This is a genomic window from Bartonella silvatica (genome assembly GCF_040545155.1).
In the GTDB taxonomy this organism is placed as follows: domain Bacteria; phylum Pseudomonadota; class Alphaproteobacteria; order Rhizobiales; family Rhizobiaceae; genus Bartonella; species Bartonella silvatica.
Window position 1 is genome coordinate 1 of the sequence record NZ_JBEPLI010000020.1, and the last position, 22,017, is coordinate 22,017.

Below are 22,017 nucleotides of genomic sequence, written 5' to 3' on the forward strand. Positions count from 1 at the left end.
CAACTGTTGTATTCGTTTCAAATAGTTGAGAACCATTCACTGCATCACTCGAGGACACACTAATATCACCTTGCGCGAGATACTTAATTTTGCTGTTGCTTTTTTCCTCACCATGTTTCGCGACAAAAGCATCGGCATCTTTATCCCACAATAAAGCATCACCTTGAACTTGTGCTGTAATATCGTCAATTTTAGTATCAAAGTTCTTAACGACATTCGTGAAATTTGTATCAATTCCTGCAAATGCAGCTGTTACATTATGATACGTCTCTTCCTTGAAAAGGCCATTCTTATCAAACTGCTTGAGCATGAAAGTAGGTCCTATCCACGTGCCATCTTTATAACTTGCTTCACCACCTAAGGACTTCGCAACACTTGCACCCAATACGTGAAGCTGAGAACCATTGATCGCATCTGTTGAACCTTCTGAAACAATTCCCGCCTGCAGAGACGTGATCTTGCTATTGCTTTTAGCACCATCTTGCCCATGCGCCGCTACAAACGCACCTTTACCATTACTCCATAATAAGGCATCATTTTTGGTTTTATTAATCTCTTTATTAATATCATTGGTAATTTTATTCTCAATATTTGTGAAAGACGCACCAACTCCAGCAAATGCAGCCGCTACAGTATTATACGTTGCATCTTTAGAAGTGCCGTCCTTACCAAACTGCTTAAGCGTGAAAGTAGGAACTTTCCACGTGCCATTCTCATAACTTGCACCACCGCCTAAAGACTTCGCAACACTTGTGCCCAATGCGTAAAGCTGAGAACCATTGATCGCATTTGTTGAGTTAGCATTAATATCACCTTTCGCAAGATACTTGATCTTACTGCTACTCTTTTTCTCACCATGCATCGCAACAAAGGCATCTTCAGTCTCACTCCACAACAAGGCATCACCTTGAATTATTTTGGTAATGTCCGCTAATTTGTTATCAAAACTGCTAACAACATCCGTGAAACGGTTATTCACATTCTCAAAGCTTGTACCAACTCCTGCAAAGGCATCTGCTACAGTATTATACGTTGCATCTTGAGAAGTACCATCCTTACCAAACTGCCTAATCGTGAAAGTAGGAGCCGCCCATGTACCATCTTTATAACTTGCGCCACCGCCTAAATACTCGGCAATTTTACTATTTGTGTCATAAAGTTGTGCACCGGTTATAGCATCCACTGAATCAGGCTTTACATCACCATTGGCGAGAAATGTAATCTTGCTGCCGACTTTTTTACCGTCTACCTCATGTTGCGCTACAAACGCACCAGCCTCTTCATTCCACACCAAAGAATTGATGAAGACATTCGACAAACGTTTATTTACATTGAATAGACTCCGAGCAGTCGCCGAAAAAGCATCTGGAATATTTGTATAGGTAAAAAAACTGCCATCTGGACCAAACGACGCACCACCTATACCTGTTCCTTGCGGCCAATCATTGGGATCCTTCGGTATATCATGCTCCCCATCAACTGAAATGTAAGGTGCTAAAAACGTTTCCTCACCACTAGGTACAAATCGCTTAAGATCATCTACCCATGCAAAACCCGTCTGTTGAGCTAGTTTCGCAAGCTGAGCACCAGTAACTGCATCGGTTGATTTTTCACTAATATCACCCAGCGCAAGACCTGTAACTCTTGTTCTTCCAGCATCAATACCTGAGGCGCTAATAGATGGACCATTCGCAAATATTAAACCGCTCTCTGATAGTATAGTTTTTCCTAAATTTACGCTCTCTACTGTAATGGCATCATTCAAACTAAATTTTATTCCACCGGATTCTCCAGTAATCTTTACATTAGAATCATTTTGAACTAACAGAGGCTTTTCTGAATTAACATCTACTACAATAGCAGTCTCGTTCTGAGTAACATCACCTATAGACATAAACGTCCAACCACTGTCTCCACCGCCGCCACTGCTGCTGCCTTTACCTATAGCTTTTTCTAAAGCTTTCAGCTGCGCAACATTGACTGCATCAGTATCTTCAGTACCAGCGGCCAATCCAGTAATTTGTCGTGTCTTGCCATCTTTAACATCACCAATACTCACTGCCCCCAAATTACTGGCAGATTGCCACGCCATATTTGAACTCGTTGAGATTTTACCCGCTTTTGGGTCATATCCGCGAACCCCGCCGTTAGTTATAGCCTTAGAATAATAACCCAAGGCAACAGCACCTTGAATATTATTCCGCACTTTAGCAACAAAACCTAAAGCCGTACTGTATTTTGCATTAGATCCAATGTCACTACTGCCACCTATAATCGTACTACCCGATGAAGACGCCCCCACTTCTGTGTTGTGACCTATAACCACGGTACTGTTAGCACCTTGTCTAATATAAGCATTAGAACCAATCGCAATCGCGTTATAATTATCTTTAGCTATCCATGCTGCATGATATACACTCCCTCCATTAGGTGGCGGTGGACTAAAGCCAAGACCTATCGCAATATTTGATTTACCACCTGATTGCGCTCCATCACCTATCTCTACGCCCGGTGCATATGCTACCGCACGCGTCTGAATGGACATGGATCGTGCGTTTATTGCCTGATTAACTTCAGACTTTGAAACATTCAAAATTTGATCTTTTTCACTATTATTATTGGCTTGCACGTTGACAGGGATGTTTACCGCCCCCACATCGGCAACTTTTGTAAGTTGTGGTGATTTTTGATCGCTCACAGCTCTTAACAAATCTTGCATATCAACTTTTACAGAATTGCCATGTGCTGTTAAAATATTCACAATAGGACGCGTATTGCTCGTACTCAAAAGAGCTTTAATGAAAAAATTTACATAGTCTTCAGAAGTATTACTTCCTGATACTATTCCCGCGTTCACAGATGTTAAATAACCATCTCTTGATATGCTAGGAATATCCAAAGCATTATCATCGACAGAAACAAAACTTTTCAGATAACCTTCCCCGCCTTCTTCAACACTTGCTTGAAGTATTTCTTGTGAAACAGCACTTTTTGAAAAACTAGGAGAAATATTTGATAAAAATATAACCACTAAAGCCAAAAACAGTACTTTCATCAAAGGCAACCGAGCAAAATTTAAATTTTTTGCCGTCCATATGCTCGATATTTTTTTCATAATAACCTCCCCAAACGAAAAAAACTCGTAAACATAAAAAAGACATATTTTGATGTTAGTCATTAGCCGCTGTGAGAACTTTAAATCGTTGTGAGCATGTGTAGCTGCTCTAAATTTTAACGAATGTAGAATTCTGCATTGTCTTTTGTAAAAAATGTAACGTTTTGAGTCTTTCTGTTTTGTGCTATATGTGCTTTCTGTAATGAGGCTAAAAGGGAGTTTTGGTGGGCTATTTTCCAAAAAACACGTTTAGACTCTAATGGTTTAAAGTTTTATTTTCAGCTACTTTTTGCTATTCCAAAGAAATTGTTCTTGGAATTTTTAAGTAGAGCTATTTATTTAGTAAGTTTGGATTGTTTCACAGAAGCTTAAAATAGAAAAACTGTTGATTTCTATTGTGAGACTTTCGTCTTTTAGTAGCTTGAATAATTAAACAAGTATACAATACTTGAAAAATAAGAATATATCCAACTTTTTAGCATTTTCTAACAAAATGCTAGCATATTGTTACGATGTATTTGCGGTTTAAACACAACATTCCACCCCCTCTTCCAGACGCCTCTCTTTAAATTAAAAGAGATTCTTCTGAACAAAATGAATCTTACTAATATACCTTTTGTACTGATATAAGCTTTTAAAAGAAATAGCAAGAAAAAAGTGGGTCTTTTTAGATATTTATCGAAATTTCCTTTGATATAGAGAGTACCAGCAAGCTTATAAAGCTGGGATCCCGTAATTGCATCCGTAGAGTTGGCATTCATATCACCATTCGCAAGAGGTGTGATCTTGCTCTTAGCACCATCTTTTCCATGTGTTGCTACAAATTCTCCTTTATTATTGCTCCATAACAACGCATCACTCTGAACCTGCTCTGTAATATGGTCTACTTTGTTGTTAATTTTTGCAACAACATTTTTGAAACTATCTCCAACCCCAGTAAACGCAGACGCTACACTATCATAGCTTCCTTCTTCTATTTTACCATCAGAATCAACTTTTTGAAACTTAAATAGTGTAGCAACCCATGTACCATTTTCATAGTTTGCACTACCACCAAAATATTTGGCAACTTTGCTACCAAGATCATAAAGCTGAGAACCAGTGATGGCATCTGTGGAGTTAGCATAAATATCACCTTTTAAAGGAAAAGTGAGCTTGCTGTTTGTCTTTTGTTCACCTTCATTATGCTGAGCAACAAATGCATGATCAGCCTCACTCCATAATAAGAAATTTCCTTCAATCTTTTGCGTAACATTTGTTATGTTTTGCGTCAGTTCATCAAACTTATTCGTTATATTATTATTGACACTCCTGATACTGTTATCAAGCTGGCCTTTATTAACAGCGTCATGGCTGCCCCTTCCATCTTCCACGCTAGAAATTATCCGGTTCGCACCATCTTTATTTGCAATATTGATTGTTGTGCCTTCTGCTTCTTTACCAATAGTAATATTTTTCGTACTTGCATCTTGCTTAACAAGTTGACTACCTTCTACTTGTTTTTTAAATTCATTCAGCTGCAAAAAATTAACTGCATCGGAATCTTCTGTCCCTTTATCTAATCCTGTAATTTTTTTATTTCCAGCATTGATACCAGTGGTGGTTATACTTGGACCATCTGTAATAATCAGACCTGTTGCATCTAGGGCATTCGTTCCTAATGTTATCTTATTGAGCTTAATTTCCTTAGCTAAATCAAACTTTAAGCTTATGCCACTGTCTGTACTCTCTTTTATAATCGCCAAATTATCGCTTCCAGTAGAAAAACCTACCGTTTTGCCCGTACTAACGACCATATTATCTTTACCATTAACAGAAGTCTGCCAACTACCTGCAGAACTTTCTACTGCTTTCAGCTGAGCAACGTTGACTGCATCAGTATCTTGGGTACAAGCCGCTACTCCGATAATTTGTCGTGTCTGTTCCTTCTCAAGATTACCAACACTAATGGCACCTAATGTGCTTTTCCACACATACCCTTTATCATCTCGAATATTTCTTCCGAAAGGCACATAATCAGCAGCAGTATCAACAAAAGAATAAGCACCTAAAGCAACAGAGGACTCAGCCATAGCTTCAGCCTGAAAGTCTAACGCCGTGGCATATTTCGCTAGATTCCTCACATTAAAAATACCTTGATCGTTTACCTTACCCGCTCGTGCCTTATAACCTATAGCCATCGCCCCTTCTGAGAGTGTTATTGAGCTAGCGCCCATTGCAATCCCGTATTTCTCCACTGCTATTGTGTCTGCACCCAAAGCAATAGATAGATTTTCTCGGACTTCTGCCTTAAAACCAATAACAATAGACTTCTCAGCTGCAACCTTTCCACTGGTTCCAAATGGTCTCTCAGCACCTGCACTAACATACCGCCCAATACCAATAGAATAATACCCCAAAAAATATCGATCATCATTCGTTAAAAGAGTATTCCACTTTGAATCCTCTGCGGTACTTACACGTGGCGTGATCCCACTACCTTCCATCCTAGCACTCCGTAACCCTGCAAATGAATCATTCCGAAAATCATCAGACACATTCATAAGCACCGCACCTTCTCCATTTTTGTTGAACTGCTGGAGAGGAAAATTGTCACCAACAGTCAATTGTGGATTAAGGAAAGATCTCTTATTTTTATCCCCAATATTTAACATTCTTTGAGATGGATGACGGCTATCTGCTATCAAAACATTGACGATAAATCCAGGATTGCTTCTATCCAAAAGAGCGTTGATGAGAAAATTCACATAGTCACTAGAAGCATTAACTCCTGACGTTAGCGCCGCATTCAAAACGGTTAAATAATTTTTCTTTGAAAGGCTCTCAAAACACCTATAGCGTTTTTATCACCACCATCGGCAGCAATGTCGCTTTTTGGATCAGCCACCCCAACTCTCTCAACACTTGCCAGAAGCATTTCTTTTGAAGTAACATTTTCTGCAAAACTGGGAGAAACATGCAATAAAGGTACAACTGCCATAATCCAAAACAGGGCTTTCATAAGAAATCGCTTATCAGACAAGCGATATGCACTTCTGTTTTTGGCGATCGATACAGATATTTTTTTCATCCTATCAATTCCCCCACGCAAAAAACGAATCACGGACACAAAAAAGACATATTTTTGGCATTAGTGGTTGATCGCTTATGGAGATTTGGGGTGTTTTTGGCATGTTATTTAAGATCCCAATGATTTTATAGTTATAAGCTAATGTTTTTCTTTCTGCTTTAAGTAAAGAATTAGATAGTTTGTGTGTGAGAAGAGTTATTCTGTTTTTGTAGTTTAGCAGTATGTTTTCGCTTAGTTAGAGGATTTTTTGTATATTTTTGGTTAAATGGTTTTTTGGTGAAATTTAAGTTACTTAATGAAAGCTTAATGTAAGGTTTTACTGGATCAATATAAGAATCTTTGTGGTTGTCTAAGTGGGGTGTTGTAACATTTGGAAGATGAGACTCTTTGTAAAGCTTTGCTATTTACTCACTCGATAGAAAACTATTGTAGTGTTAGAAGGTTTATTTTGTACATTTTTTTTGATTTAAATACATTTACGCTCCTCCTGTTAGATATTTAGAAACCTCTTTTCTTATCGAGAGGAGTTCTTTTCAAACAAAATGAGCCCTTTTAGTATACTTTTTATGCTAATACATGTTCTTAAAGAGAATATCAAGAAAAAATCGTTCTTTTTAGATAGTTAGAGTTTTGTTGTTATGTAAAGTAGAGAGTTTTTTGATTCATTAAATAAATATTTTTATACAATACTTGTATAATTTTGTTTAAATACTACTTTATTACAAAATTTCTAATATAGATAGCATGTATGCGTGTAACATAAATTACTCTATTCTTATTAGATTAAGTGTTAATATAATTTTTCTAGCGTATTTTGTCTATTATTAGTTCACTGTTATATTGAACTTGATATTGTCCCCTAATAACCATCAATACTGAAAACGGATAAATGAGAGCGTATATTCCTCTTTTCTAATTCACACTCGACACTTAAGACAAAAGATCCTTGAACCACACCATATACCTTTTCTCATATTATATTTGCCAACCATCTCAGTATAATGCAATTTTTTTTCTAGCCTTGCCTCTTTCTAGATATTCTCAACAGCATAACTTAAAGAGTTACGTACCTCTGATCAATTTAGAGTTTAGTATCATTCATGGCACTCATGTTTATCCGTAGCACTTATTATGACACAGAATAGGATCTATCTGCTTTTTTAGCTGAAACCATTCACTATACTGTTGTCTTTACTCTCTTTTATAATCACCAAATTGTTACTTCCAGTGATAAATTCACCTGTTAGACTGTCTTAATAAGTGTCATATCTTTACCCATTAACAGAGGACTTATAACTTTCTGCATAATTTTCTATAATTTTTAGCTATACAGCGTTGACTGCATTAAAATCTTGAAGACCAACCACTCCTCCGACAGTTTGCCATGCACAGCATAGCTAAGGTGCTTTTTCACACAGGACATTTACCATCCTTATTTTTCGAAAAGGGTACATCAGAGTCATATCAGCAAAGGCATCACCCCTCAGAAAAACGGTCGTATTAAGCTAAGCCTAAATCTTCAAACTTATTGCCACAACGCCTATCAAAAAATGCAAACGATCCAAACCATCCATCCTTGCCTGATAGCCAATAGCAACCCATCCCTTTGAATATACTGATTCATGAAACTAACTACAGTTGTTGAATAATTAACAACACCCCAATCCGCTACTTTTGACGCAATTTCTCCCGATTTCTTGAATAAAATTCTAGCTAAAAATAACAGAAACATGAAAATTTTTCATGCCCACGCTTGGACTAGAATCTCATTATTTCTATCTGGATTAAATTTATTTATCACATACCATGATAGCACTCTGACACTATCTCATACCTCTGTAAATATGTCCTTCCACATGAACATCAAACTCGTTCATAAGTTCTTTACTTTCTCCATTCTGACTGAACAGTCAAAAACTCAAGTTATCACTCATAATCAATGGCAGATTAAGGAAAAATCTCTTACTCTTTTCCCCAATAATTAACATTTTTTGAGATGGATAATGGCTGTTGGATGTTAAAAAATCACCCTTGCCTTACTAGACAAGGGTGAACGGAGCTTTTATGAATGCATTTTTTATAATTAATAATGAGTTCTGATTAGTTCAGTGTCATATTGAATCCAGCACCTACACCCCAATGGCCACCAGAAGTGGTAACAGATATATTAGACCGAATATTTCCCTTCTCGGATGTATAACCAGCACCAAAAGCAAACGCAGATTGGCTACGCCATAAGCCACTACCAAATCCAACACTTAATTTTCCAGGTGTATCATTGTAGCGTAAGTTAGACACTGCTAAACCGATAGCCGCTGCTTGTCTTGCCTCTTTGCGTACATTTTCTATGCTGTAATTTAAAGCCTCAAACTTCATATTGGTATAGTTATTAGCACGCTCTACTGCTTCATCAATTGCATCAATAACAATATTATTAACCCGTTGATCTGTGTAGTTCTTCGATTCATCGAGAATAATTTTCATCTGTTCTTTTGTGTAATCATGAAGCTGTCCACCATTTATGGCTTGCTTCGAACCTGATGCAATTTTACCATCAGCAACCTTATCAATCGTTACTGGCTCGCTAGGATTGCCCCCTACTAAAGTAATTTTATTGGTTTTTTTGCCATTTTTATCTCTGTCATAGCGAACAGCATCCTCAGCAATATCGTTAACCTTATCATCAATATCATCGACTTTAGCATCAATATCGAGAACGGTTTCACCGATATCAGCAATTGTATTGGAAATATTATTAACTCTGTTGTTAAGATGCTTGACATCTTTTTCAACACCAGTGATCCGTTCATTGGTTTCCCAAAGCTGTCCACCATTAACCGCATCTTTCGAGTCTTTTTCAACTTTACCATTAGCTACACCGGTAATCTTACTCGGTTTACCATTACGTGAAGCATCATATGCTTTTTTGTTTTCATTCCACTTTAAAGCATCTGAATCGACCTTCTTGATAACATCATCAATACGATTGTTAATATTAGACATTCCGTTATTAACACCATCAAAAGCCTCAGCAACATTATCATAACTTTTCTTTTCACCAATTTTACCATCTTCATCGACTTGAGTAATCTTGAAATTCGGTGCTATCCACTGACCATTCTCATACTTAGCACCACCGCCAAAATACGCTGCAAGTTGATTACTCATGAGGAAAAGCTGGTTACCCGTAATGGCATCTGTGGAACCACTAGAAATGTCACCATCTAAGAGGAACTTAAGTTTACTGTTTGTCTTGCTACCATCTTCACCATGAAGTGCAACAAATGCCTGCTCATCTTCACTCCATAACAGAGCATCTTTAGAGATATCTTCAATTTTCTGGTTAAACTCATTAGATACATTTGTTAGGCGATTGTTTACACCTTGAATATTCCCATCAAGCCCCTTCAAAGCTGAACCAACATCATGATAATTTGCTTTTCCTACCTGACCATCTTCAAGAATAAGAGATAAGCTATATTTAGGACCCTTAAAAGCACCATTTTCGAATGATGTACCACCTCCAAAGTAATTTGCAATATCTCCAGCTATCGTATTAATTTGACTACCATTGATTGCATCGGTTGACTCTTCACTAATATCGCCATCTAAAAGATAGGTAATCTTGCTGTTTGTCTTGCTGCCATCTTCACCATGAAGTGCAACAAATGCCTGCTTATCTTCACTCCATAACAGAGCATCTTTAGAGATACCTTCAATTTTCTGATTAAATTCATTAGATACATTTGTTAGACGATTGTTCACACCTTGGATATTCCCATCAAGCCCCTTCAAAGCTGAACCAACATCAGTATAATTTGCTTTTCCTACCTGACCATCTTCAAGAATAAGAGATAAGCTATATTTAGGACCCTTAAAAACACCATTTTCAAATGAGGCACCACTTCCAAAGTAATTTGCAATGTCTCCAGCTATCGTATTAATTTGGCTGCCATTGATTGCATCGGTTGACTCTTCACTAATATCACCATCCTTCAAAAAGGTAAGCTTGCTGTTTGTCTTGCTGCCATCTTCACCATGAAGCGCAACGAATGCTCGGTCATCTTCACTCCATAATAGAGCATCTTTAGAGATATCTTCAATTTTCTGGTTAAATTCATTAGATACATTTGTTAGGCGATTGTTCACACCTTGGATATTCCCATCAAGCCCCTTCAAAGCTGAACCAACATCAGTATAATTTGCTTTTCCTACCTGACCATCTTCAAGAATAAGAGATAAGCTATATTTAGGACCCTTAAAAGCACCATTTTCGAATGATGTACCACCTCCAAAGTAATTTGCAATATCTCCAGCTATCGTATTAATTTGACTACCATTGATTGCATCGGTTGACTCTTCACTAATATCGCCATCTAAAAGATAGGTAATCTTGCTGTTTGTCTTGCTGCCATCTTCACCATGAAGTGCAACAAATGCCTGCTTATCTTCACTCCATAACAGAGCATCTTTAGAGATACCTTCAATTTTCTGATTAAATTCATTAGATACATTTGTTAGGCGATTGTTCACACCTTGGATATTCCCATCAAGCCCCTTCAAAGCTGAACCAACATCAGTATAATTTGCTTTTCCTACCTGACCATCTTCAAGAATAAGAGATAAGCTATATTTAGGACCCTTAAAAACACCATTTTCAAATGAGGCACCACTTCCAAAGTAATTTGCAATGTCTCCAGCTATCGTATTAATTTGGCTGCCATTGATTGCATCGGTTGACTCTTCACTAATATCACCATCCTTCAAAAAGGTAAGCTTGCTGTTTGTCTTGCTGCCATCTTCACCATGAAGCGCAACGAATGCTCGGTCATCTTCACTCCATAATAGAGCATCTTTAGAAATCTTATCTATGCTTTCATCAAGTTGATCTTTGTTAACAGCTTCATCACCCTTCTCTGCCGCCTTCACACCAGAAATAGAACGTGCTGCATTGCCAACACCTGCAATACTAATTTCAGTACCAGCTGTTTTCGCACCAATGGTGATGGCACTTGATATACTTTCCTGTTGCACAAGATTATTTTCTTTCATTTCAATAATCTTATCATCAATGTTCTTAACATAAAGATTGACACCAGTAAAAGCATCCGTAACATTACGATATTCTTTACCATTAATAAGGAAAGCTGGCTCTATCCCTGCAAGTACATCTGTACTACCACCAAAATATTTTGATGTATTTTGGACAACCTTGAAGAGCTGCGAACCATTGATTGCATCGGTTGACTCTTCACTAATATCACCATCCTTCAAAAAGGTAAGCTTGCTGTTTGTTTTAGTGCCTTCGCCATGAAGCGCAACAAATGCTTGTTCCTGATTACTCCACAATAAAGCATCTTTAGTAAGACCATCAAACTTCTGACTAAACTCATTGGATACATGCGTTAGACGACTATTTACATTTTTGACATTAGCATCAAGCCCTGTCAAAGCGGAACCAACATCTTCAAAAACTTTCTGTTTCGTCTCACCTTCTGTAGAGACAGTAGATAAATTATACTGTGGTCCACTAAAGGCGCCATTATTAAACTCTGTACCACCACCAAAGAAACGCGCAATATCTTTAGATATTTTATTAATTTGGCTACCGTTGATTGCATCATGCGATTCTTCGGCAATTCTACCATCTTTGACATTACGAAGAGCAACTGGTCCATTATTCTTGCTGCCACCTAGGGTAACACTGTTATAATTAACAGTGTTATCATCATTTTTATCGTAACGAACTGAAAAGTCACTCACATTCTTAATGCTATCATTAATATCTGTTATAGTATCATCAAGTTGCTTTTTATTAACAGCTTCATCGTCGTTCTCTGCTGCCTTTACACCAGAAATTGTCCGAACATCACCCGATTTATTTGCAATATTAATTGTTGTACCACCTCTTTCTTTACCAACAGTGATAGGACCATTCTCTTTATCTTGCTTTACAAGAATGTTATGCTTAACACTCTCATGAATATCTACTATAGCGCTATCAAGTTGATCTTTGTTAACAGCTTCATTACCCTTCACCGCTGCTTTTACACCCGAGATAGTCCGATCCCCTTCACTACCTGCAATATCAATTTTCGTACCATCTTTTCGTGCCCCAATTGTGATAAGCTTCTGACCGTCATCCCATTTAACCAGAGCACTCTCTGCTATTTGATCTTTTACTTTATTCAGCTGCTTATAATTTACTGCTTCATTATCTTGAGTTGCTTCCGCCACCCCTGTAATCGTTTTATTGCCAGCATCAATACCATCAACGCCTATTCTAGCACCATCCTTAAAAATAAAGCCATCATCACTCATCGTACTTCTTCCAGTAACGACACTTGTTAATTTAAGATTATTGCTCAAAGCGAATTTAATCTTATTCTGATTGTCTTTTTCAATCTTTAAGTTATCTTTCCCTACTCCTGTACTGTTTACTGAAAAGTCTACGGTAGTGCCCGGTTTCACAGATGTCTCATTTTTTCCATTAACAGAAAGTTTCCACTCTCCTGATGCCAATTCTCTTAAAGCTTTTAACTGTGCTACATTTACCGCATCAGTATCTTCAGTACCAGCTGCAACCCCTGTAATTTGCCGTGTTAGCTGACCTTCATCACCTTGCGCCCCACCGACTTCACCGACACTAAAAGCCCCTGCTGTACTTTTCCATGTTATATCATTCTTTGTTGAGAGTTTATTTGTTGCAGGATCATAACCCAAAACCCCCTTATCAGTAAGAGAGACAGACCCACCACCTATAGCAACTCCATCCTTAACACGTACCTGCGCATTTGAACCAATCGCAATTGAATACATTTCTGCAGCATGAGCATTGGAACCTATAGCAATAGCATCTTTCTTATAGGCTATTACAAATCTGTCTTGTTCATTATCTTCTACGGACTCACTCCCACCTATTGCAATAGCACCACTCGCTCGCGCTTCAGCTTGCGAACCTATAGCAACTGTATACTCTTTACTCGCCTTTGTTCTAGTACCTAAAGCAACACTATTTAAACCAGAAGCAGTTGCAAGCCCACCAACCGCAACAGCAGATTCTCCTGACGCCTCTGATCCAACCCCCATCGCAACACTAGCCTTGCCACTTGCAAGCGCAGAAACACCAAAAGCTTGTGCTCCACCAGCCCTCGTGGTTGCCCCTGCACCAAATGCTGTTGAATAATTCCCCGTTGCAGAAGAACCACAACCAGTTGCAAAAGAATAAATCCCAAAAGCCTGAGGCATAGCATCAGTAGTCCCACCAGTCAGCGCCCCCATATAACCACCGTTCTGGCTTGTTATGCTATCCCCTGTCCACTCTGCCTTTTTATCCATAGTACCATAAGGACTATAAGCTCCAAATGTTGTATTCTCAATAAATCTATTATACTGCTGCTCTGCAGTAATTCGACGAGTCGCTGACTGCTGTAGCGAACCGCCACGCCCTACTACATTATCCGCACCACAGTAATTATCATCACCAGCAAAAACGACGCTACCGTGACTACCATATGGATACGATACACCGGGACCATTTGTACTTAAATTACTCTGTCCTGTTAGTGCAAGATTAGAAGCAAAAACAGGAGAAACACTGGATAAAAGCGTAGCCATTGCGGCTCCCAACGAAACCGCTTTAACCAAATTTGGTGTTGAATATAATTTTTTCATTAGGAACCTCCTCCAACAAAGCCCAACATCATCACAACGCGCAAAAAAAAACTCATGGCAAAACTCTGTTTGCGCACCCAAAAAACAACTCAATAAAGACAAAACCTCTTCCCCCCTGACACCGGTATTTATGACGGCATCATCCTAAAATGTCTGTGACAACATTTAATCTAGAAAAGTCCCCAACCCTTTTAGCTAGAGGGATTCAAGCTAAAAAATAAAGAAAATACAAACTTTCAGAATACTCCATTATCTCACTCAAAAATATTATGCTTCATCTCACAACAAAAAAAGCTTTTTAAAAAGCAACTTTACTTTTCAGATAAAGCGCATAAGCAGAATGGCAAGAGTATAAAAAAATAATTTTTTGTTTATTTGAAAATAATATTGCTTCATCCATATGAAAAAATATGTCTGATAATATCTGTGCTTATAGATGTAAAATTATGATTTTTTTAAACTTACAGCATAATATAATGGATAATGATTATCATAGGAACATCACACTTCATTATAAAGTAAACTACAATATGTACTTTTAAAGGAATTATTTCCTCAAAAAGTCAAGGGATTTGTGTAGTAAAATTCCACTGTTTTAGTCTCATGTTTTCATAAAAAAAATTTAAAAACTCTATGAATTGTCTTTTCGTTTCCTTTTATAAAACAGAACCTCTTATAAGTATTATTTTTTTACTTTTACATGAATTTTTATATAGCATCGCCAAACAAGAAACGGCCTCTTCCACTCTTGATCACAAATAATCCATTATATTTTTAGTGTTATTATTCTTATTTCTTGAAAACCAAGACTATTGCAGACATGGTGCCATAAACACCATATTTTTCTAAAAAATGTATCTTATTGACTTGTCACACATGCTGTCGCTTTATTTATGTGTGATTTTATCTTCATAAAGCAAAGCTCTCTCCCATAAATCTATTTTAAGGAAGGTAGCCAGGAAAATATTTGGTAAGTATTTTCCGTAGATAAACTATTTTTATTTTAGAATACTGTTAATTAATCTCTTGTGAGGTTGCTACATGGGATCTATCAGCTTCAATTTGACGTTTTAAATGAAGCTTTAAAAGAGGAAAAGTTGCTTCAACTTCTTCAGTATCGTTGATATTTTGAACGAGCTCCTGCAACTTGCTATAAAGCGCTGCTGCTAATTCCGCTATATCTTCAGGGGAAAGCACTATTTTTGCATCACAATAGGCTGTATAAACTATGCGGGCGAGTTTTTTCATAAGACCAGAAGGAATAGCTGACGGTTTAAAACTAAAAGCTTGAGCCTTTGTCATATCTATGAAGACGTCACCACCAGTCAAAAGCCAATTTAAATTAATACCAAATTTTTTTCCATACGATGACAAAACGGTTGCATCAAGAACTCTATCACCGCGCTCGTAATTACCAAGCCCTTGAAGACTAATGCCAATTTTAAGTGAAAATGTATTACGAGATAAGCCTATAAGCTTTCTCGCCTCTGTTAAACGCTTTGCTAATAGAGTTTTAGGTGCATTTATTTGTCGCATCATCCGTTTAAGCAGGAGCCAAAATTATGACCATCACACATGCATAGAGTTGCCATGACGCTTTAGCCAAGCTGTGCCATTGGAGTATCTCCTTAGCAAAACCCTCAATAGCATACCAAATACATCCCTCTCGTGTCAAAAACATTTGGATATAACCCAATGAAAAAGCTAAATATGCTATACCTCTTTTATCAAATTGCCCGCCAAATAAATTTTGATTAATATCTCTCTAAAAGTTATAATCACGCTCACAAAAACAGAAAAAAAGTCTAATAAGGCTTCTCTGGTTTCTTTTGCACTGCACGATAATGCCACTTAAGTCACCTTACCAAAATATGCATATTAAGCGTATTTCCTATATTTTTGTATATATAAGGATACAGTTTATCAATGTCTAAAAGTCAATATAAAATGGGTAAAGCAATGAGTACTTTACGAAAAATAAGGAGATTACTTCTCATTCAACAGCGACACATTTATAAAAAATGCTTACTTCTTATCCATATTAATAATACTGGCTTGTCTCTACTTGGCAATCATGCACCTTTTAAGCTCCGGCTTCATCATCATAATAGCCTATTCTACAAGCAAATTAAAAGCTATGTAGAAATGCGTATTATTCAATACTGCAAACTCTATAATAAAAATATTACCGCCTATTTTCATAAGTAGAAAATTAAAAATTCTCGGGCGATAGAATTTCTTATACACATTGTTTCAAAAGTCGATTCCTTATACAAAATTGACAAAACTGTGATGTTGATATACATGACAACTATTGGTCGTGGCAGTGGGATGATACTCAATATATCAAAGCCGTATGAAAAAACCGCAACATGGGGGAATTAGAATGGCCTCTTTATGCGATAAAGAATTATCCGATACACTTGTTGGTCTTTATGACGATTATAAACGTGGTTTTGATATTGGAGAAGAACTTAAACTATGTGTAGATTTGGCTTTATCTCTTGAGTTAGAACTGAGTATTCACCGTTTAAGCAAAACGGATGCGGTTTTAAAAAAAGAGATCGTACAAACTTTAAATCGTCGTGAAAAACTTCATACAACTGAGAATAAGGCGGATGCAATTTCTTATATAGATTCTGAAAAATGTAAAGAGTAAAAACATAATTTCCATATAGAAAAAGGAGGCCTGATTGTTTTTCTTAACTATAAAATGAACAGGTTTTAAAAACTTCAAAATACCGCGTTATTAATACTTCATGATCATAAAGTTTGTGATACTTTTTACTGATATATAAAAGCGATGTTTTTTATAATACGGCTATAATTACACTATCTTTATTAAAAAGCCTCATCTTAATATTTTCTTATCACCCCTTTAAAAGTAACATATCACTTATAACGATAATCATTATTTTCATATTGAATGCCAAATCTAAACAATGCAAGCTTCTCTTATTTCAACCCCTTTGCTAAAATGAATCAAGCCAAGCCAATTTTCTTGTTCATCAAAAAGAAAACCAATAGATAAAAGTCACTCGAAAAGGAACAAAAGCGACTCTTATGAAGAGTCAATCTTAATGCAAGAGCTGTTGCGACATCATGAATTGAAAAATAGAGTAATACCAGGAGTTATCCCCTGCACAAATCAAGATGACGATACAACAATGAACGTTGCATTACACCTTTTACGAGTCCGCCCTAAAGTAAGGTTTAGGGTAATAAACATGTTTCGTAAAGGTAATCTATTCAATATAAATTATTGTAAATATTTTTGCATGATGTGTGCTTACAACACTGAAGTGCAATTTATTGTTTTTCATTTTTATAAAACAAAACAATAAGCATTCCTACAACTGCAATAATACTTTGAAAAAAGTATATCAATTGAGATGAAATATTATCGGCATCGCTTGCCATAAATAAATAAACGCCAAGGATAAAACATCCAGAGATGCCATTAAAACTTGCCTGCAATCTTCCTTGATACTCAGAGGCACAGTAAAGTTGTGATAAAGAAACTGAAAGAGCCCAACTCGCAAGTCCAAAACCAATCATAAAATAAACAGGAAAAACAATAAAAGTGTATGTATTGACAGACAAAATAACAAGACCAACAGCCATAACAGCGAATAAAAGTGCGAGTGTTTTTCTTATGGATAACACTTTACAAAAAAACGGTGAGAGAAGTGCACCAATAAAAACACCTGCTGAATAAAGTGCTTCAAAAATTGCAAAAGTCCTGCTATCCGCATGTAAAACCTCTTGGGTATAAGGAACCAGAATAACAGGAATAGTCATCAACAGGGTCATAATCATCATCTGACTTATATAGGGCATAAAAAGAACCGGGGTTTGCTTAAAGTAATGAAGTGCTGATATATAATCTTTCCACCAACTTTGCTGATTTTTATATCTGTCCGTTTCATTCACTTTCATTGCCCAATTAAATAAACCAGCAATAATACAGAATATGCCACCAGTCAGGAGAGTTCCTTTTGTTCCAACATAAGAAAGTATAAATCCACTTAACCCCATACCTATGATCGTGCCAAGTTCATAAACCATATCAATTGTCGCATTTGCATTAATAAGCTGTTTTTTTGGAACAATAGTTTTTATTAAAGAAATTGCCGATGGCATATAAAAAGAGATCAAAATGCCTAAGAGAGCAGATAAAAATATTAATTCAATTTCTATACCAAACTGTCCAAGTATTACCCAACCCATAATGACTAAACCTTTGACAATATTTGAAAAGATAATCTGCATTTTACGATTGTATTTATCTGCCAAGACGCCAAAAATAGGTGCAAAAATAATGCTCGGCATCCAGAGAAAAAACATCAGTAGTGCCACCCCCCTGATTGAACCAGTTTGTCCATAAGCAAGCCATGACAATACGATATAATTTAGCCCATTCCCAAATGTAGCAAACAAACCGCTCAACGTAAAATAGAGGAAAGTTCTATTTTTAAATAAAGCAACACGTTCCTTCAAACTTGAAGCGAACATAAGTTATTCTCCTCATCCATACATCATTCAGTATGTAACATAATCACATTTCAAAGATATATTTAGCTCTTATTTTAGTTGATTAAGTTTAAAGAAACAAACTCCTCATTTTGTTAGAGCGTGATTCATTTTTTTATGAAAAGAATATGCTTTCAACATTATATGAGATAATCTTAACCTATTGAAGATTCATAAATATTTCTATTCTCACTGCGCGTTACATTGGAATCAGTAGCACTCATAGTGCGTAAAACAAATGAGTTGTTTTGACTGTACAGTTACCAAGCAAATAAGTCCTCTCGTTTTTACGATAGAGTATTTGAAATTGGTTGTTTCCGCAAGCAGGTTATAAATTTGATGCTTATAAAAGGCATTTAAGTGGTAATCGCACCAAAAGTGAGACAAACTTTTAGAAGAATATATAGAATCTCGGAGTGATTTGGGCAAAGAGCACTTCCCATTTAACTTCCTTTTAAAATTTATACTTGACATAAAGGACAAAGGAAAGCTTCTTTTTGTACAGCGTAATTCGTGAGGAGGGCCACGCCACAAACCATTCAACCACAAAGTGAAAAATTTGATGGATTGGCTGATGATTATGATCGCTATCGCCCTCGCTATCCCCTCACTTTTATTGAAAACCATGCTGCTTCCTTTTAAAGACAAAAAGCATTTGTCTATCATAGATGTGGGAGCGGGAACAGGCATTGCGTTAGAGGGAATTATCAAACTTTTAGGAAATGAACACCACTATCATGCTATCGATGTATCAACAGATATGATTAAGAAGGGACAAAAAAATTTTCCTTTTGTGCAATGGTACCACGGCAAAGCCGAAAGACTCTTGCCTCAAATCGGCAAGGTTGATCTTGTTGTTGCAGCCCAAGCGTTTCAGTGGATGGATCACCCTCTGTTGCTTAGCAACGTCTCAAACCAACTTCGCACTGGAGGTGTCATGGCGGTTATTCAAAACAATCGCAATTTTCAAAATAGTCAATTTCTAGCCACTTATGAATCATTATTAGAAGAAATGAGCCCTAACTATTCCCGTTATTATCGTAATTTTGATTTTTTACAAGAGACGCGTGATGGTCTTGAAGTCAATCCTGAAAAAGTTGCTTTACATACACACAATTGGACGATAACAATCCCATCCGAAGCATTTGTAGGAATGAGTCGCTCTTCAACGCAAGCGCAACGCGCCATTGCTAACTATGGAGAGGAATATTTACAGTAATTGGTTACACTCATAAAACAATATGAAGTGCGAGAAAATTTGGAACTTTTGTATCGAAGTGAACTCTACATCTATATAAAATAACCTTACATCTATGGTTATCTCCGTTACCTTTCAACGCGTTATAATACCCCCAATAAATGAAGTCGTCTCTCCCAAATTGGTTGTATAAAAAATTCCTTAAAGCTGTACTAGCATCCTCAATCTGAGATCATCAATAATTTCTGTCCGATAAGTAAGGGGTCTTACCATCCTAAAACCCAAGCTTATCCCAGCAATGATCAAGAATAACCCTACAACCTTGAATTAAACAGAGACACGCGTAAAAATACCGAATATGGCTCTCAGGCGTAGCTGTGCTCATCATCTAGTAAAGTAACTCTTTATCGGCAAGATGCCCCATAAAAACGCAGCAAAATACCAGTTGCCCCCGCTCCTTAAACTTCTGAAAATGAGATATTATTACAGTAAATATCAGCGTTTGAATTTATATCATTCCCCTATCGAAAAAACTTGACTTATCCTGTAATAGATGCACTAACCGTTTATGAGCGTGTGTACCAATTATAATACTGCATACTTTTAAAGATGCAGACATGGGGGGCGATGTGCGCAAACAGCTAATGTTTCAGTTTTATGGGCTTGTTGTCCTGCTCTATCTTTCTGATATGGTGCTCTTCTTAAGTAACCTTTGGAACGCTTATCGCATAACATCCTCATCGGTTTTTCTAGGCATAACCATGGCTTTGGGGACTCTTACGCCCTATCTTTTGAAAAAAAGTGTTTTGTGCACATTAAAACCTCGTTGTGATTGGTCGATTTATACAAAAGACGGATCGTCATCTATAGCCTCCTTTATTGATTGCTCTTTTTCATTATGTCAACTCCCCTTTTGGTTTTATTGCGGTCTCTATCTCTATTGGTTATCTCTCTTTGATCACCTTAAGTACGCTGGAGACTTATAATACTAAACTCGCGCTTAGTGGCCATATTAGTGCTCAAAAGGCTTCCCGCATTATGCAAACAGTGGTGCAGATTGGTGCCTTTTTGGGTGCAGCATTGAGTGGTTATCTCTTAGAAGCAACCAGCCCAAGAGGGGCAGCAGCTGAAATCGGCTATAATGGTTTGATTGCGGCTATTTGTGTGTTTGACATTATCGTAAGCCTTGTGGCTAGATATGTCATCTTTCGCGATAAATATCATGCCGATAGCGCTACAAACGGCTTGCCTCCTGTCACCGATAAAGAGCCTATGCTTATACCACAGGCAGATGGGCTTTCCCTCGAGCTTAAAACTTTTATGCGTCTGCATAGACCTTATTGGCTTTCATATTTGCGCTTATAATACACTGGCAACTATCCTTTTTCAGAGGTGAACAATTTTGGCTCTGAATATTATGGGTTGTGCAGTGCCATTGCAGGTGTGGGGGCTTTTTTAGCTGCTTTTATCAAGATCCCGCGCTTTGAATTCATCCTTCCAGCTCTTATGTTGGGTTTAGGCGATCTTATTTTTAGTGCCACACAATCACCTTATTTGGCTATGATTTTTTGCTTTTTTATTGGTTTTTCAATGAATACCATGCGGATTAACGCCCGAAAACATATGATTGAAGCAACCCGAACAGAAACTCAAGTAGAGCTGGTGGGAAGCTATAGTGGCATGCTTTATACTCTCTCCCAATCGGCAGGTTATGTTATCCTTGGTCTTCTTACAAGGTCTGCCCTTATGGGACCTCAAGCAGCCATTTACCTTCTCCCCCTTATAGGGCTGATAATTTTTATTTATGTTTTTTTCCTTTCATCACAGCGGGCCAAAGTATGAGTAAATCCGTCCTTATTGTCGATCCTTTCTCCACGGGTGCTCTCTATAGTCCTGCTTTACAAAAATTAGGCTATGCTTGTTATGGCGTTGTCTCTCAACCAGTTCCTTTTTCACACTTTATGCTCTCTTATCAAGGTGAGGGCATGGTAGAAGCGAAACTTTATAGTGTCGATGAAATAAAACAGCGCTTTCCAGTCGGCACGATAAAAGCTGTGGTGGCAGACTCCGAAATAGGTATTTATTGTGCAGAACAATTGGCTGCTTATTATGGTTGTGCCGGAAATAACCCCTTGACCACCGATTGGCGGCGAAAAAAGACCGCAATGTAAAAGCGTCTTTGTGAAAATGGTTTATCCTATATTCGATCAAAAATTCTTACAAAAGATGATTGTGCTCTCGATGATTTTGAAAGCCTCAGTGGCTATGTGGTAAAACCAAACGATTCTGCAGGAAGCGATGGTGTTTTGTTTTTCTCTAACCTACAACACACTGATTTATAATGATAATTCACTGTTTTGCATATTGAATTAGACCCCCGAATAACGTAGGATTCTCTCATTTCAAATCTGTTTATCTTGAATCAAT

At 37.2% G+C, this 22,017-nt stretch carries 9 protein-coding genes and 2 pseudogenes; 5 read left to right on the plus strand and 6 right to left on the minus strand.

What is annotated here, in order from left to right:
- From ABID23_RS06715 to ABID23_RS06735, 5 genes and pseudogenes are all read right to left on the minus strand, one after another.
- Positions 1-3,115 (minus strand): annotated as a pseudogene (locus tag ABID23_RS06715) (hypothetical protein); the annotation flags it as partial.
- Positions 3,116-3,600: 485 nt separating this feature from the next.
- On the minus strand, positions 3,601-5,907 hold the full coding sequence (locus tag ABID23_RS06720) for a hypothetical protein (RefSeq protein ID WP_354190556.1): 2,307 nt from the start codon (positions 5,905-5,907) through the stop codon (positions 3,601-3,603).
- A 5-nt stretch (positions 5,908-5,912) separates the two neighbouring features.
- Positions 5,913-6,185, minus strand: coding sequence for a hypothetical protein (locus tag ABID23_RS06725; RefSeq protein WP_354190558.1), 273 nt, complete (start codon positions 6,183-6,185; stop codon positions 5,913-5,915).
- 2,100 nt (positions 6,186-8,285) lie between these two features.
- Complete coding sequence (locus ABID23_RS06730) at positions 8,286-13,859, minus strand: Vomp family autotransporter (RefSeq protein ID WP_354190560.1); 5,574 nt, start codon at positions 13,857-13,859, stop codon at positions 8,286-8,288.
- A 1,014-nt stretch (positions 13,860-14,873) separates the two neighbouring features.
- Positions 14,874-15,398 (minus strand): helix-turn-helix domain-containing protein, encoded by a 525-nt coding sequence (locus ABID23_RS06735; RefSeq protein ID WP_354190562.1) that lies wholly within the window; start codon positions 15,396-15,398, stop codon positions 14,874-14,876.
- Between the two features lie 847 nt (positions 15,399-16,245).
- On the opposite strand from ABID23_RS06735, the gene ABID23_RS06740 reads away from it, so the two are divergent.
- On the plus strand, positions 16,246-16,518 hold the full coding sequence (locus ABID23_RS06740) for a hypothetical protein (RefSeq protein WP_354190564.1): 273 nt from the start codon (positions 16,246-16,248) through the stop codon (positions 16,516-16,518).
- A 650-nt stretch (positions 16,519-17,168) separates the two neighbouring features.
- Here the strand turns inward: ABID23_RS06740 and ABID23_RS06745 are convergent.
- Positions 17,169-18,374: an MFS transporter gene (locus tag ABID23_RS06745; RefSeq protein ID WP_354190566.1), complete on the minus strand. Its 1,206-nt coding sequence runs from the start codon at positions 18,372-18,374 to the stop codon at positions 17,169-17,171.
- 531 nt (positions 18,375-18,905) lie between these two features.
- Here ABID23_RS06745 and ABID23_RS06750 point away from each other — a divergent pair.
- The 4 genes and pseudogenes from ABID23_RS06750 (at position 18,906) to ABID23_RS06765 (ending at position 21,761) form a co-directional block, all read left to right on the plus strand.
- Positions 18,906-19,695, plus strand: a pseudogene (locus ABID23_RS06750) (class I SAM-dependent methyltransferase).
- Positions 19,696-20,469: 774 nt separating this feature from the next.
- Complete coding sequence (locus ABID23_RS06755) at positions 20,470-20,955, plus strand: hypothetical protein (protein ID WP_354190568.1); 486 nt, start codon at positions 20,470-20,472, stop codon at positions 20,953-20,955.
- Positions 20,956-20,982: 27 nt separating this feature from the next.
- Positions 20,983-21,432 (plus strand): MFS transporter, encoded by a 450-nt coding sequence (locus ABID23_RS06760; protein ID WP_354190570.1) that lies wholly within the window; start codon positions 20,983-20,985, stop codon positions 21,430-21,432.
- On the plus strand, positions 21,429-21,761 hold the full coding sequence (locus ABID23_RS06765; protein ID WP_354190572.1) for a hypothetical protein: 333 nt from the start codon (positions 21,429-21,431) through the stop codon (positions 21,759-21,761). Before ABID23_RS06760 ends, ABID23_RS06765 begins: the two co-directional genes overlap by 4 nt.
- Positions 21,762-22,017: the final 256 nt, after the last annotated feature.

Bases quoted from the DNA above. Each gene is read 5' to 3' on its own strand.
- ABID23_RS06730 (WP_354190560.1), bottom strand. From the start codon at position 13,859: ATGAAAAAATTATATTCAACACCAAATTTGGTTAAAGCGGTTTCGTTG.
- ABID23_RS06725 (WP_354190558.1), bottom strand. From the start codon at position 6,185: ATGAAAAAAATATCTGTATCGATCGCCAAAAACAGAAGTGCATATCGC.
- ABID23_RS06735 (WP_354190562.1), bottom strand. From the start codon at position 15,398: ATGATGCGACAAATAAATGCACCTAAAACTCTATTAGCAAAGCGTTTA.
- ABID23_RS06745 (WP_354190566.1), bottom strand. From the start codon at position 18,374: ATGTTCGCTTCAAGTTTGAAGGAACGTGTTGCTTTATTTAAAAATAGA.
- ABID23_RS06765 (WP_354190572.1), top strand. From the start codon at position 21,429: ATGAGTAAATCCGTCCTTATTGTCGATCCTTTCTCCACGGGTGCTCTC.
- ABID23_RS06740 (WP_354190564.1), top strand. From the start codon at position 16,246: ATGGCCTCTTTATGCGATAAAGAATTATCCGATACACTTGTTGGTCTT.